Origin of the sequence: Sphingomonas sp. H160509 (assembly GCF_024124765.2) — a bacterium.
Taxonomy (GTDB): Bacteria; Pseudomonadota; Alphaproteobacteria; order Sphingomonadales; family Sphingomonadaceae; genus Sphingomonas.
Map to the genome: position 1 here is coordinate 680,713 of NZ_JAMXSR020000002.1, position 14,705 is coordinate 695,417.

At 67.7% G+C, this 14,705-nt stretch carries 7 protein-coding genes, 3 pseudogenes and 2 riboswitches; of the genes and pseudogenes, 9 read left to right on the forward strand and 1 reads right to left on the reverse strand.

Going from position 1 to position 14,705, the window contains the following annotated elements; genetic code table 11:
- Positions 1–97: 97 nt before the first annotated feature.
- Positions 98–878 (reverse strand): annotated as a pseudogene (locus NHF48_RS04905) (SDR family NAD(P)-dependent oxidoreductase).
- A gap of 103 nt (positions 879–981) precedes the next feature.
- On the opposite strand from NHF48_RS04905, the gene NHF48_RS04910 reads away from it, so the two are divergent.
- The 9 genes and pseudogenes from NHF48_RS04910 to NHF48_RS04945 all read left to right on the forward strand — a co-directional run bounded on the left by NHF48_RS04910 (position 982) and on the right by NHF48_RS04945 (position 14,701).
- Complete coding sequence (locus NHF48_RS04910; protein ID WP_253070456.1) at positions 982–2,352, forward strand: cytochrome P450; 1,371 nt, start codon at positions 982–984, stop codon at positions 2,350–2,352.
- Positions 2,353–2,394: 42 nt separating this feature from the next.
- Positions 2,395–4,470 (forward strand): alpha/beta hydrolase family protein, encoded by a 2,076-nt coding sequence (locus NHF48_RS04915; protein ID WP_253070457.1) that lies wholly within the window; start codon positions 2,395–2,397, stop codon positions 4,468–4,470.
- Positions 4,471–4,638: 168 nt separating this feature from the next.
- A complete protein-coding gene (locus tag NHF48_RS04920; protein WP_253070458.1) occupies positions 4,639–6,576 on the forward strand; it encodes a S9 family peptidase in 1,938 nt (645 codons plus the stop codon).
- Positions 6,577–6,637: 61 nt separating this feature from the next.
- A riboswitch (cobalamin riboswitch) is annotated at positions 6,638–6,854 on the forward strand.
- A 194-nt stretch (positions 6,855–7,048) separates the two neighbouring features.
- Positions 7,049–8,087 (forward strand): annotated as a pseudogene (locus NHF48_RS04925) (HoxN/HupN/NixA family nickel/cobalt transporter).
- A gap of 231 nt (positions 8,088–8,318) precedes the next feature.
- Positions 8,319–8,532, forward strand: a riboswitch (cobalamin riboswitch).
- A 102-nt stretch (positions 8,533–8,634) separates the two neighbouring features.
- Entirely contained in the window at positions 8,635–9,672 is a 1,038-nt protein-coding gene (gene cobW / locus NHF48_RS04930) for a cobalamin biosynthesis protein CobW (protein ID WP_253070459.1), read from the forward strand.
- An 8-nt stretch (positions 9,673–9,680) separates the two neighbouring features.
- Positions 9,681–12,928: pseudogene (cobN, locus tag NHF48_RS04935) on the forward strand (cobaltochelatase subunit CobN).
- Complete coding sequence (locus NHF48_RS24700; protein WP_342454583.1) at positions 12,925–13,380, forward strand: hypothetical protein; 456 nt, start codon at positions 12,925–12,927, stop codon at positions 13,378–13,380. The pseudogene cobN and the gene NHF48_RS24700 overlap by 4 nt, the downstream one beginning before the upstream one ends.
- Positions 13,334–14,071 carry a hypothetical protein gene (locus NHF48_RS24705; protein ID WP_342454584.1) on the forward strand — a complete coding sequence of 246 codons (738 nt, stop codon included), beginning with the start codon at positions 13,334–13,336 and terminating at the stop codon, positions 14,069–14,071. Before NHF48_RS24700 ends, NHF48_RS24705 begins: the two co-directional genes overlap by 47 nt.
- A complete protein-coding gene (locus NHF48_RS04945; RefSeq protein ID WP_253070460.1) occupies positions 14,072–14,701 on the forward strand; it encodes a precorrin-8X methylmutase in 630 nt (209 codons plus the stop codon).
- The last annotated feature ends 4 nt before the right edge of the window (positions 14,702–14,705 follow it).

Sequence of the window (14,705 nt, forward strand, 5' to 3'; positions counted from 1 at the left end):
TCGCAGTAACGGAGCGCAGCGCCTCGTTACCAACGTTCCCCAACTGGGCCCCGGCCTTCGCCGGGGTGGTGGTTTTGTGAACCAATGTTCAGCCGCGTTACCGCGGCGCCATCCGGATCGCGCCGTCCAGCCGCACATCCTCCCCATTGAAATACCCGCATTCGATCATCGTCAGCGCCAGCGCCGCAAACTCCTCCGGCCGCCCGAGCCGCTTCGGAAACGGCACCGAAGCCGCCAGCGCATCGCGCACCTGCTGCGGCGCGGCGGCCAGCAACGGCGTGTCGAAAATCCCCCGGCAGGATCGTATTCACCCGGATCCCCTCGCTCATCAGGTCGCGCGCGATCGGCAGGGTCATGCCGACCACGCCGGCCTTCGACGCCGAATACGCGGCTTGCCCCATCTGGCCGTCCTCCGCCGCAGCACTCGCGGTGTTGACGATCGCCCCGCGCTCGCCGTCCTCGCCCGGTTCCAACGTCAGCATCCCCGCCGCCGATTTCGCGAGACAACGGAACGTGCCGACCAAGTTGATCTGGATGATCCGATCAAACGCATCGAGCGGGAAATGCTTGATCGAGCCATCCTGCTTCGATCGCCCCGCCGTCTTCGCCGCGTTCCCCGTCCCCGCGCAATTGACCAGGATCCGCTCTTGGCCGTGCGCCGCACGCGCCGCCGCGAACCCCGCATCGACGCTGTCGTCGGACGTGACATCGACCTTGCAGAACACCCCGCCGATCTCCCCGGCAAGCGCTTCGCCCTTGTCCGCCTGGAGGTCGAAGATCGCTACCTTCACCCCCTTGGCGGCCAGCGCACGCGCCGTGGCGGCACCCAGGCCCGACGCGCCGCCGGTCACGACGGCGGCAGTGTTTGCGAGGTCCATGCATCTCTCCTGTCAAAGCCCCGGGATCCGCGCCCGGTTGCAGAACAATAGTTATGCCGGTATTCGAGGCTTGCCAAGCCGGCATGTCGCTGAGGATCCGTCCATGAGCCACGCCATGTTGCAGAACGCCAGCCCGCACTGGCTTCCGCGCCAGCCCAAGGGCGCGCTCGATCATATTCCGGGGAGCAACGGCCTGCCGTTCGTCGGCAACACCTTCAAATTGCTCGCCGATCCGATCGCATTTTCGGAAGGCATGGCGGCGCGGTACGGCCCAATCTATCGCAATCGCGCGCTCGGCGGCACCGGCGTGAACCTGCTCGGTCCCGATGCGAACGAACTGGTGCTGTTCGATCGCGACAAGATCTTCTCGTCCGAACAGGGCTGGGGGCCGCTGCTAAACATGCTGTTCCCGCGCGGCCTGATGCTGATGGATTTCGACAAGCATCGCGCCGATCGCAAGGCGTTGTCGGTTGCGTTCAAGCCTGAACCGATGCGGCATTACGCGACCGAACTCGATGCTGGGATCGAGTCCGCGATCGGCGGCTGGGCGGGGCAGACCTTGCGCTTCTACGATGTGGTGAAGAAGCTCACGCTCGATCTCGCCGCGACCAGCTTCCTCGGCGTGCCGCTCGGCGCGGAGGCGGACCGGATCAACCAGGCATTCGTCGACGAGGTCCAGGCGAGCGTCTCGCCGATCCGCAAGCCCTGGCCCGGCACACAGATGCGCAAGGGCGTGCGTGCCCGTGCCTATCTGGTCGACTTCTTCGAGCGCGAAATCCCCCCGCGCCGGACCGGCGACGGCCAGGATTTCTTCTCGCAATTTTGTCGCGCGACCGATGACGACGGCGCGCCGCTGACCGCGCTGGCGATCGCCGACCACATGAATTTCCTGATGATGGCGGCGCACGACACGATCACGTCCTCCGCGACCAGCCTGGTGATGCTGCTCGCGCGCAACCCGGAGTGGCAGGAGCGGCTACGCGAAGAGGTCGCCGCGCTCGACCCGCATGTGCCGCTGACCGAGCAACTCGATCGCCTCGTCCTCACCGAATACGCGTTCAAGGAATCGCTGCGGATGATGCCGCCGGTCCCGTCGATCCCGCGGCGTGCGCTCAAGGATTTCAGCTTCGGCGGCTTCGATATCCCGGCGGGTACAAGCGTCAACACTGCCATTACCTACACGCACCGGATGGTCGAGCACTGGCCCGATCCCGACAAGTTCGACCCGCTGCGCTTCACGCCCGAAGCATCGAAGGGCCGCCACCGGTTCGCGTGGGTGCCGTTCGGCGGCGGCGCGCACATGTGCATCGGGCTGCATTTCGCGACGATGCAGATGCGGCTGCTGATCGCGCATCTGCTCACGCGCTACCGGATCGAGGCGGCGGCGGGCAGCGGCGACGCGTGGCAGGTCTTCCCGATTCCGCGGCCGAAGGATGGTTTGCCGGTGACGTTCGTACCGCTTGCCACCCCGTAATAGTGTGTCATCTTCGCGCGGTTCATTCGAAGGAGCCGTTCGTTGCGCTTGACCCTTGCCCTCCTCCTGCTCGCGGCGACGCCGGCCTTTGCCCAGCAACAACCGGCCGCGCCGGTACCCGACGGCCCGACGCGCAGCTTCACCGGGAGCGACCTGTTCGGCCTGACGATCGCGGCCGATCCGCAGATCAGCCCGGACGGCAAGACGATCGTCTATGTCCGCCGCACCGGCGACGTGATGACCGACAAGATGCAGTCCTCGCTCTGGCTGATCGACGTCGCCAGCGGGCGGCAGACGCCGTTCGCCACTGACGGCAGCAGCCCGCGCTGGTCACCCGATGGGGCAAGGATCGCCTATGCCGCGCGCGACGGCGAGGGATCGCAGCTGTTCGTCCGCTGGATCGGCGGGGCATCGAGCGCGCGCGTAACGAGTTTCCCCGGCGATCCGCAGGCGCTCGCGTGGTCGCCCGACGGCACCAAGCTCGCCTATATCGCTACGGTAGCAGGCGAGGGGACCAAGCTCGGCACGCAGCCGCCCAAGCCCGAGGGCGCCAAATGGGCCGAGCCGCTGACGATCATCGACCGCGTCAACTACCGCAACGATGGGCCGGGCTACGTCAAGCCGGGCTACGACCACCTGTTCGTGGTCGGCGCCGACGGCGGCGCCGCGCGGCAGCTGACATACGGCAAGTTCGACGATGGCGGCCCGCTGTCGTGGACGCCCGACGGCCGCAGCATCGTCTTCGCGGCGATCCGTGGGCCCGCCGCCGACCGCCAGGTGATGAATTCCGACGTGATCGCGGTCGATGCGACGAGCGGCACGATGCGGACGCTGACCACGCGCGACGGCCCCGACGCGCAGCCGCGCGTATCGCCAGACGGCAGCAAGATCGCGTGGCTCGGCTTCGACGACAAGCGCCGCAGCTACGAGAACACGCAGCTCTATGTCGGCGATCGCGACGCCGCCTCACCCCGCTCGCTCACCGCCACGCTCGACCGCGCGATCGAGGACGCGGTGTGGTCCGCCGATGGCCGCAGCCTCTATGCAAGCTATGACGATCACGGCCAGCGCCGCGTCGCGCGCGTCGGTGTCGATGGTCGCGTCACGCCGCTGATCGACAACGTCGCGGGCGGCGGGCTCGACCGGCCCTATACCGGCGGCGAGTTCTCGGTCTCGAAGGGCGGCACGATCGCCTATACCGGCGGCGACGCGAGCGCGCCCGCCGACGTCTGGGTGCTGGCGGGCGGGAAGCCGCGTCGCCTGACGACGCTCAACGCAGTGCTGACCGGATCGAAGGCTCTCGCACAGGTCCGGAAGATCGCAGTGACCGCGCCCGATGGTCGGCCGATCGACGCCTGGCTCGCGACCCCGCCGGGCCGTGTCGCAGGCCAGCGCGTCCCGCTGATCCTCGAGATTCACGGCGGTCCGAACGCCGCCTACGGCCCCGGTTTCGCGACCGACATGCAGCTCTACGCCGCCGCCGGCTATGCGGTGCTCTGGACCAACCCGCGCGGCTCGACCTCCTACGGTGCCGAGTTCGCCAACCTGATCGACAAGACCTACCCTGCCGCGGATTACGACGACCTGATCGCCTCGGTCGACGCGGCGATCAAGGACGGTACGGCCGACCCCGACAACCTGTTCGTGACCGGCGGATCGGGCGGCGGGCTGCTGACCGCGTGGATCGTCGGCAAGACCGACCGGTTCAAGGCCGCTGCGACGCAGAAGCCGGTGATCAACTGGATCAGCGAGGCGCTGACGATGGACAACACGCTGTTCACCTCGCGCTACTGGTTCACCAAGCTGCCGTGGGAGGATCCGATGAGCTATTGGAACCGCTCGCCGCTGAGCCTGGTCGGCAACGTCAAGACACCGACGCTCGTGGTGGTCGGCGGCGACGATTACCGGACGCCGGTCAGCGAATCCGAGCAATATTACGCGGCGCTGCAGATCCGCGGCGTGCCGACCGCGCTCGTGAAGGTGCCAGGCGCGAGCCACGGTGGCCTCGCCGCTCGCCCGTCGCAATCCGCGGCAAAAGCGTCGGCGATCATCGCCTGGTTCGATCGATACCGGAAGCCGGCAGGCGCAACGACGCCGGCACAGGGAGCAGCACAATGACGATACGGTACATGATGCTGGCCGGCGTAGCGCTGGTCTCGACCGCGGCGGTCGCACAGGTCCAACCACCGCGTGTCGCGAAGAAGCCGTTCCAGGTGACGTCGCCCAACGGCCCCGCGCGAGGACGATTATTACTGGCTGCGCGACGACACCCGCAAGAACCCGGAGATGCTCGCCTATCTCGCCGCAGAGAACGCCTATGCCGATGCGCAACTTGCGTCGCTGAAACCGCTCCAAGCCAAGCTGTACGAAGAGACCGTCGCGCATATCAAGCAGGACGACAGCTCGGTCCCGTATGCAAAGAACGGCTATTACTACGGCTCGCGGTTCCAGACCGGGGCGGATTACCCGATCCTCGAACGCCGCAAGGGCAGCCGTACCGCGCCCGCCGAAACGCTGTTCGACGAGCCGGCGATGGCAAAGGGCCACAGCTTCTTCGCGCTGAGCGACTGGGCAGTGAGCCCCGACAACGCCCGCGTTGCCTGGGCCGAAGACACCATCGGCCGTCGCCAGTATGTCCTCAAGGTGAAGGACCTCGCGACCGGCGCGACGATCGCCGACGCCCTCTCAAACATCGAGCCGAACGTCGTCTGGGCGGACGACAACAAGACGTTGCTCTACGTCGAGAAGGACCCGGTCACGCTGCGCGGCTACCGCGTGAAGGCGCATGTCCTCGGCACGCCCGTCGCCAGCGATCGGTTGCTGTACGAGGAGAAGGACGACACCTATTCGATGGGCGTTTCGCGCACCGCCGACGACAAGTTCGTCTGCATCGGCGTGAGCAGCACGGTCAGCGACGAGCAACGCTGCGCGCCGGCCGCGGCACCGACCAGTTTTACGATCGTCGCACCACGCGCGCGCGAGTTCCGCTACAGCGCGGATCACATCGGCAACCGCTGGATCATCCGCACCAACAAGGACGCGAAGAACTACAAGCTCGTCACCGTCGTCGACTCCGATCTGGCCAAGGGCACAGCCGCATGGCGCGACCTGACGCCAGCCAGCGACACCGTCTTCATCGAAGGCTTCAAGCCGTTCGACGGTTTCGTCGCGATCGACCAGCGCGAGGGCGGCAACCGCATGATCCGCGTCCTCAGCGATGCGGGCAAGTCGACGCCGGTGACCGTGGACGAACCCGCCTATCGCATGTCGCTTGACGTCAACGAGGAGACCGCGACACCGTGGGTTCGCTACACCTACGGCTCGCTGGTCACGCCGACGACGACCTACGAGGTCAACGCGAAGACCGGCGAGCGCCGCGTGCTGAAGGTCGCACCGGTGCCAGGCTATGATCCCGCGAAATACGTCACCGAGCGGGTCTGGGCGCCAGCGCGCGACGGCACGCGCATTCCGGTCTCGCTGGTCTACGCCAAGGGAACCAAGCGAGACGGCACCGCGCCGCTCTTCCAATACGCCTATGGCAGCTACGGAATCTCAAGCGATCCGGGCGTCGACCCGGGTCGCATCGGCCTGCTCGATCGGGGCGTGGTCTACGCGATCGCGCATATCCGCGGCGGGCAGGAGATGGGCCGCGGCTGGTATGACGACGGCCACCTGCTCAACAAGAAGAACAGCTTCACCGACTTCATCGACGTCACCCGCTATCTCGTCGCGCAGAAATACGCCGCCAAGGACCGCGTCGCGGCGATGGGCGGCAGCGCGGGCGGGCTGCTGATGGGCGGCCTCGCGAACATGGCGCCAGCCGACTATAAACTGATCATCGCGCAGGTGCCGTTCGTCGACGTGGTGACGACGATGCTCGACGCGTCGATCCCGCTGACGACGTTCGAGTATGACGAATGGGGCAACCCCGCGCAGAAGGCCTCGTACGACTACATGCTGAGCTATTCGCCGTACGACAACGTCAAGGCGAAGGCCTATCCCGCACTGTATGTCGGCACCGGGCTATGGGACAGCCAGGTGCAATATTACGAGCCGACCAAGTGGGTAGCGAAACTCCGCGAGCTCAAAACCGACAAGAACCCGCTGCTGTTCCGCGTCAACATGGAGGCAGGCCATGGCGGCAAGTCCGGCCGGTTCGAACGCTATCGCCAGAATTCGGAATGGCAGGCGTTCCTGCTGCAACAGCTTGGCCTGGCGAAATAGCGCGACCGTTGGCACGCGACCCAAAGCAGGGTACCGATCGTGCGGGACGCGGCTTCCAGCCGTTCCCCGTGATCGCGTCGGTGCCCGGAAGGGCTTGATTGGGAATGCGGTGCGGACGGTTCGCCGTCCCATGCCGCGGCTGTCCCTGCAACTGTAAGCGGTGAGCGAGACGCACGAGCCCTTTTCGCGAGGGCAGCCACTGGGTCGACGACCTGGGAAGGCGTGGCGAGGAGCTTTGACCCGCGAGCCAGGAGACCTGCCGGCGTCTGGTCGCTCTTGTCCCGGTCCAGGGGGTGACCGAGGCACGGTGAACGCCGCCGGCGTGACACTGGCTGAGCGACGACCATGTGGCGGGGGCCGCATCGGCGTCGTGCGTCGGTCGCTCATGGCGTCCGGTCGTCGCATGGCCCGGCCGTTCGCGGCAGGCCCCGGTCCTCGTCGGACGCTGCGGGGTTTGTGCATGACGACTTTGATGATGGAACGACCGACACGGGGTTCGACACGAAAGCGCATCGGCTGGATGTTCGCAGGCTTGGTCGCGGCCAACATCGCCGCGTGGTGCTGGGCGTTCTCGCTGTTCCACGCGCAACCGCTGATGCTCGGCACGGCCTTGCTGGCCTGGGGGGCTGGGACTGCGCCACGCGGTCGATGCGGATCATATCGCGGCGATCGACAACGTGACGCGCAAGCTGATGCAGGACGGCCAGCGACCGATCGCGGTCGGCTTCTGGTTCGCGATCGGTCATTCCGGCATCGTACTCATCGCGGCGGTCGCGATCGCACTGACCGCCAATGCGCTGTCGCAGTTCGAGGCATTCAAGCAGGTCGGCGGGGTGGTCGCGACCGTCATCTCCGCCGTGTTCCTGTTCACGATCGCCGCGATGAACCTGATCATCCTGCGCTCGGTGTGGCGCACCTTCGGCCATGTCCGCGGCGGCGGCACCTATGTCGAGGAGGACCTCGACCTGCTGCTCGGCAACCGCGGCCTGCTCGCACTTCTGTTCCGCCCGATGTTCCGGCTGGTCACGAGGAGCTGGCACATGGCGCCACTCGGCTTCCTGTTTGGCCTGGGTTTCGACACGGCGACGGAGGTCGCGATCCTCGGCCTCTCCGCAAGCCAGGCCACCGACGGTCTCTCGATCGGTGTCATCCTCGTCCTCCCGGTGCTGTTCGCCACCGGCATGGCGTTGGTCGATACCGCCGACGGCGTCGTCATGCTCGGCGCCTATGAATGGGCGTTCGTGAAGCCGATCCGTAAGCTCTACTACAACATCACCATCACCTTGATCTCCGCGATCGTCGCGATTGCGATCGGCGGGATCGAGACACTCGCCCTGCTCGGATCGAAGCTCGGCTTCACCGGCGGCATATGGGACGTCGCAACGGCGCTCGGCGAGAACTTCAACGGCCTCGGCTTCGCGATCATCGGCCTGTTCGTGCTCTGCTGGGTGCTGAGCTTCGCGATCTACCGCTGGAAACGCTTCGACGAGATCGAAGTCGTGCACGGATAGCAGGCGCCATCACCGAGTTGGACGCGCTCTCGATCCTCCCCCGCAGGGGGGAGGTGGCGCGAAGCGACGGAGGGGGAGGACGGCGATCACGTGTGTTCCGTGTCCTCCCCCCCTCCGTCTGGCAAGTGCCAGCCACCTCCCCCTGGCGGGGGAGGATTCGAAACTAGCGATATGCGAATTGGCACGCTCTCGGAATTACTCTAACCCACCCCCCAAGGCTCGGTTTCACCGAACCTCACAGATCGCGCCGGTGCCCTTCGGGGCTTGAATGGGAATGCGGTGCGGGAGTTCCTCCCAATGCCGCGGCTGTCCCTGCAACTGTAAGCGGTGAGCGAGACGCACACGCCCTTCGCGAGGGGGGGCAGCCACTGGGTGAAAACTTGGGAAGGCGTACGTCGAGCCTCGACCCGCGAGCCAGGAGACCTGCCAGCGCATATGGTCGCTCTTGCTACGATCCAGGGGGATGGTCGCGGCACGGTACTCCGTCTGAGCGACGAACGCGTGCGGCCCTATGGTCGTGCGTGCGTGTGCTCGCAGGAGAATACCAATGCCCGATCTTTCAAAGGTCCCCGTCACGATCGTCACCGGTTTTCTTGGCGCCGGCAAGACCACGCTCATCAGCCATCTGATCCGCAACGCGAACGGCCGCCGTCTCGCCGTCGTCGTCAACGAATTCGGCACGCTCGGTATCGACGGCGATATCCTGAAGGGCTGCGCAATCCCCGATTGCCCGGCTGAGAACGTCGTGGAGCTGGCGAACGGCTGCATCTGCTGCACGGTCGCGGACGACTTCATCCCGACCGTCGAGGCGCTCCTCGCGCTCGACCCGCGCCCCGATCACATCCTGATCGAAACCTCCGGCCTCGCGCTGCCCAAGCCGCTGCTGAAGGCGTTCGACTGGCCCGCGATCCGCTCGCGCATCACCGTCGACGGCGTCATCGCGCTCGCCGATGCGGAAGCCGTCGCCGCGGGCCGCTTCGCCCCTGACGTTGCCGCGCTCGATGCACAACGCGCCGCCGACCCGAGCGTCGATCACGAAACTCCTCTCTCGGAGGTATTCGAGGATCAGCTCGCCTGCGCCGATCTCGTACTCCTGACCAAGGTCGATCTCGCCGGCCCCGAGGGCGTCGCCAAGGCACGCGCGGTCATCGCCGCCGAGGCCGCACGGCCGCTCCCGGTCATCGACCTCACCGATGGCATCATCGATCCGCGCGTGATCCTCGGCCTCAACGCCGCCGCCGAGGACGATATCGCCAGCCGCCCGTCGCATCACGACGGCGAGGACGACCACGAGCATGACGATTTCGACAGCGTCGTCGTCGAACTCGGCGAAATCGCCGACCCCGCCGACCTGACCGCGAAGATCGAGGCGCTCGCTCGCAGCGCCGACATCCTCCGCGTGAAAGGCTACGCAGCCGTCACCGGCAAGCCGATGCGCCTGCTCGTCCAGGCCGTCGGCGCGCGCGTCCGTACGCAGTACGACCGCCCTTGGCGTGCCGACGAACCGCGCCGCACGCAACTCGTGGTCATCGCCGAGCACGACCGGATCGACGAGGCCCGCATCAAGGCCGCGCTGGACGGCTGAGGCCTACGATGCACGTCGTCTTCCGCGAGACCCACGGGCTGGAGGAAAGCGCGGTCCCACAGGACCTCGCCCAATCCCCCGCGGACCTCGTCGTCCTCTCGTTCTCCGACGGTGACCTCGGCGCGTTCGCGGCGGGCTGGAAACGTGCGGATGTCGCTGGAAGCCGGTTGCCGTCGCTGCGCCTAGCGAACCTGACCGCGCTCCAGCACCCGCTCTCGGTCGACACCTACATCGAACAGACGCTGGCCGGCGCGAAGGGGCATCCTGATCCGGCTGATCGGCGGACGCTCGTACTGGAGCTATGGCCTGCAACAGGTCGAAAACCTCGCGCGGGAGAACGGCATCGCGCTAGCCGTCCTCGCCGCAGACGGCCGCATCGACACGCGCCTCGACGCCGCCTCGACGATCCCGCTCTCGACGCTCCGCCGCCTGGCCCATCTTTGCGACACCGGCGGCGCCGTCGCGGCGCAAGCGGCACTGGCGCAGTTCGCGCTCGCGGCAGGCATCTACGCCGGCCCGGTCACCGGCGTCCGCGCGATCGCCGACGTCGGCGGCTGGCAGCCACATGACGGCGTGACCTGCCCGGCCGCGTTCGCGCTCAACGCGACACGCCCCCGCATCCTGATCGTCTTCTACCGCTCATACCTGACCGCCGCTGACCTCCATCCGATCAAAGCGCTCCACGCCGAACTTTCCGCGAGAGGGTTCGACGTCATCTGCCTCTTCGCACCCTCGCTCAAAGCGCCGGACGCGGCCGGCTGGCTGAGCCGCTGGGTCACAGCGCTGACGCCGGCGGCGATCGTCAACGCCACGGCCTTCTCCGCACGAGGCGCCACCGACGCCACGCCTCTCGACGGCGCGGACGTCCCAGTATTCCAGATCGCGCTAGCCACCTCCGACCGCGCCGCCTGGGCCGGCGCCACCCGAGGCCTGTCGCCCGCCGACCTCGCCATGCACGTCGTCCTGCCCGAAGTGGACGGCCGCCTCTTCGCCGGCGTCGCCAGCTTCAAGGAAGCCGCCGCCCGAGATGGCGACCTGGAATACACCCGCCGCGAACACCGCGCCGACCCAGCCCGCATCACCGCCATCGCCGCGCGGATCGAAGCCTGGACCAGCCTGGCCAGCAAGCCCGTCGCCGACCACCGCATCGCGATCATCCTCTCGACCTATCCGGGCAAGGCATACCAGATGGCGCACGCCGTCGGCCTCGACGCGCTGGCTTCCACGCAAGCGATCCTCGCCGACCTCACCGAAGCGGGCTACGCGATCACCCCCGACGCAACTGATCTCTCTACCTCACGCATTCACTGGCCGATCGCCGAGTACCGCAAAGCCCTCGCGCACCTCCCCGAAGCCCTGCGGAAAGACCTTCAGGAAACCTGGGGCGACCCAACGGAAAACTTCACGTTCACCGCGATCGACCAAGGCGGTGCCCTCGTCGCCCTCCAACCCGAACGCGGCCGAACCGAGAAACGCGCGGAGGAGTATCACGACCTCTCTCGCTGTCCCTGCCACGCCTATGTCGCCTTCTACCTGTGGCTCCGGACACGAGGCACCGATGCGCTGGTCCATGTCGGCGCGCACGGCACGCTCGAATGGCTCCCCGGCAAGTCGGTCGCGCTGTCCGACGCCTGCTGGCCCGAAGCCCTCATTGGAGCGATGCCCGTCATCTACCCATTCATCGTCAACGACCCCGGCGAAGCGGCCCAAGCCAAGCGTCGTATCGGCGCGATCACGCTCGGCCACGTCCCGCCGCCGCTCGAACGCACCCGCACCGGCGCAGGTCTCGGCCGCATCGAAGCGCTGCTCGACGAATTCTCCAACGCCGACGGCCTCGATCCCGCCCGCCGTGACCGCCTGCAACGCGACATCCGCGACGAAGCCACCGCCACCGGCCTCGCCGTCACGCTCGGTCTCGACGACGCGCGGTCGCAGGCCGACGCGATCACCCGCATCGACACGTTCGTCTGCGACGTGAAGGAGAGCCAATATGGCGACGGCCTCCACATCTACGGCCGAGGCGAACACGGCGAGGCGGAACGCGCCGGTCTCCTGTCGGCGCTCCAAGGCAAGCGCGTCGCGTCCGGCCCGTCCGGCTCCCCGTGGCGAGGCCGCGCCGACGTCCTCCCGACCGGCCGCAACCTCTACACCACCGATACCCGCGCGGTCCCGTCGCGCGCCGCGCATACCCAAGGCGTGAAGCTCGCCGACGAACTCGTCCGTCGCCACCTCCAGGATCACGGCGACTACCCCCGCAACCTCGTCGTCGACCTATGGGCCTCCGCCACGATGCGGACCGCGGGCGAGGAGTTCGCGATGGCACTCCACCTCCTCGGCGCGGAACCGGTATGGGACATGCAGTCCGACCGCGTGACGGGCGTCGAGATCCTCCCGCTGGCGAACTTCGACCGCCCCCGCATCGACGTCACCCTGCGCGTCTCCGGCCTGTTCCGCGACGCCTTCCCGACGCTCTGCACGATGTTCGGCCAGACAGTCCGCGCCCTCGCCGGACGCGACGAACCGGCCGACTGGAACCCCTTCGTCAGCAAGCCAGTCACCGCCCGCGTGTACGGTCCCGAACCCGGCCGCTACGGCCTGAGCATGGGCGACGCGGCCGAGACCTACACGCCGGAAGCGCGCCTGACCGCCGGCCAAGCGTGGCTCTCCGCCTCCAGCCACGCGCTCGACGCCGATGGGGAAGGGGGGCCAGGACAGCTTCGACCCCACCGGCATCCGCGCCCGCGTCGCCGCCGCCGACGCCTTCGTCCACGTTCAGGATTTGCCCGAAACCGACCTCCTTCTCGCCGCCGACTACGCCGCCCACGAAGCAGGCTTCGCCGCCGCGCAATCGGTCGCCGGGGGTAACGCCACCCTCTACCATCTCGACGCACGCGATCCGAACCAGGCCAAGGCCCGCCCGCTCAACGAGGAGATCGCCCGCGTCGTCCACGCCCGCGCGGCAAATCCGGCCTGGGTCGACGGCATGATGCGCCACGGCTTCCGCGGCGGTGCGGAGATCGCCGCCACGCTCGATCACCTCGGCGCCTTCGCGCATCTCGCCAGCGCAGTCCGCCCCGAACTGATCGACCTCTATTACGACGCCACGCTGGGCCGCGACGACGTCCACGCCTTCCTCGCCGAAGCCAACCCCGGCGCACTCGCGGCGATGCAGGCGCGTTTTGCCGCGCTCCACGCAGCCGACCTCTGGCCGACCCGCCGCAACTCGATCCTCGCCGCGCTGGACCTGCCGGCATGACCGCATTTGTCGTCAAAGGCTGGTGCCCCGACGCATGGCGCCCGATGCTGGCCGGGGACGGTCTGCTGGTCCGCATCCGCCCACCGCTCGGTCACCTGACGCGGGAGCAAACGCTCGGCCTGTGCGACGCAGCGGCGACGCACGGCAACGGCCTGATCGACCTGACCAGCCGCGCGAACCTCCAGATCCGCGGCGTCCGCGAGGAAAGCTGGCGTCCATTGATCGACACGCTGCTCGACATTAGCCTCATCGATCCCGATCCGATCCGGGAGGCGCGTGCGAACATCCTCGTCGCGCCGGAATGGCAGACAGGCGACGACACCCACCGCATCGCCGAACTCTTGCGCGCGCGTCTGGCGGACTTGCCCGAACTCCCTGGCAAAATAGGCTTTGCGATCGACGCGGGTGAGACGCCGGTGTTGCAAGACGCCCCCCGCCGACTTCCGCATTGAGCGCGCTGCATCGGGAACTCTCATCCTCCGCGCCGACGGCCGGACCTTTGGTGCGCCGGTATCGCCCGGCACCGAAGTCGACCGGTTGATCGCCCTCGCGCACTGGTTCGTCGACAGCGGCGGCACTGCCAGTGGCCGCATGGTACGCCACGGCGCGCTTCTCCCGGACTGGGCAGCCCCAGCAGCCCCTCCTGCCGCAAGCGCGCCACCGCTTCACATCGGACGGCATTCCCTAGGACTCGCGCTAGGCCTCCCCTTCGGTCGGATCGCAGCGAGCGCGCTGGCACGCTACGTCGAGACCGAGCGAGCAATTCAAGCGATCCGCATTACCCCTTGGCATATCGCAATCTGCGAAGCCGACGCGGCGCGAACGATTGAACCCGACCCGGTCGCTTTCATCACCGACCCCGCCTCGCCAACGCTTCACGCGGACGCCTGCGTCGGCGCGCCAGCCTGTCCGCAAGGCACCGTCGAGACGCGCTCGCTCGCCCTACGCCTGGCGCCGCACATCGCCGGCCGCCTTCACGTCTCCGGCTGCGCCAAAGGTTGCGCCCGCGCCGCCCCCGCCGACGTCACGCTCACAGGCCGCGAAGGCCGCTACGACCTCGCCTTCCACGCGCGCGCTGGCGCACCACCCTCCCGCGCAGGCCTCGACGTCGCGCAAATCCTCGCCCAGTTCGGAGCCGCCTGAATGCCGTACGCCTATGAAACCGACGGCGCAGCGATCTACCGCCAGTCCTTCGCGATGATCCGCGCCGAAGCCGATCTCGCCCGCTTCTCGCCCGACGAGGAACCGGTCGCGGTTCGCATGATCCACGCCGCCGGGCTCGTCGGCCTGGCGCAGCACATCCGCTTCACGCCAACGTTCGCCAGCGAAGCCCGTCGCGCGCTACAGGCCGGCGCCCCGATCCTGTGCGACGCCCGCATGGTCACCGAAGGCATCACGAAGGCCAGATTGCCCGCCGACAACCGCATCGTCTGTACCCTCCACGCGCCCGAAACGCCCGAACTCGCGCGGACGATGGGCAACACGCGATCCGCCGCAGCACTCGAACTCTGGCGCCCGCATCTCGCTGGTGCCGTCGTCGCGATCGGCAACGCGCCAACCGCATTGTTCCACCTGCTCAACATGCTCGAAGACCCCGATTGCCCGCGTCCCGCGGCGATCATCGGCTGCCCGGTCGGCTTCGTCGGCGCGGTCGAATCCAAGGCGGCGCTGTGGGCCGACCAGCCCGTGCCTTGTGTCGTCGTGGAGGGCCGGATGGGCGGCAGCGCGATCACCGTCGCCGCGATCAACGCGCTAGCGAGCGGCACCGAATGACACC

Excerpts from the sequence above, each read along its gene's own strand:
- cobW (WP_253070459.1), top strand. The coding sequence starts at position 8,635 with ATGCCCGATCTTTCAAAGGTCCCCGTCACGATCGTCACCGGTTTTCTT.
- NHF48_RS04910 (WP_253070456.1), top strand. The coding sequence starts at position 982 with ATGAGCCACGCCATGTTGCAGAACGCCAGCCCGCACTGGCTTCCGCGC.
- NHF48_RS24700 (WP_342454583.1), top strand. The coding sequence starts at position 12,925 with ATGACCGCATTTGTCGTCAAAGGCTGGTGCCCCGACGCATGGCGCCCG.
- NHF48_RS04945 (WP_253070460.1), top strand. The coding sequence starts at position 14,072 with ATGCCGTACGCCTATGAAACCGACGGCGCAGCGATCTACCGCCAGTCC.
- NHF48_RS04920 (WP_253070458.1), top strand. The coding sequence starts at position 4,639 with ATGCTCGCCTATCTCGCCGCAGAGAACGCCTATGCCGATGCGCAACTT.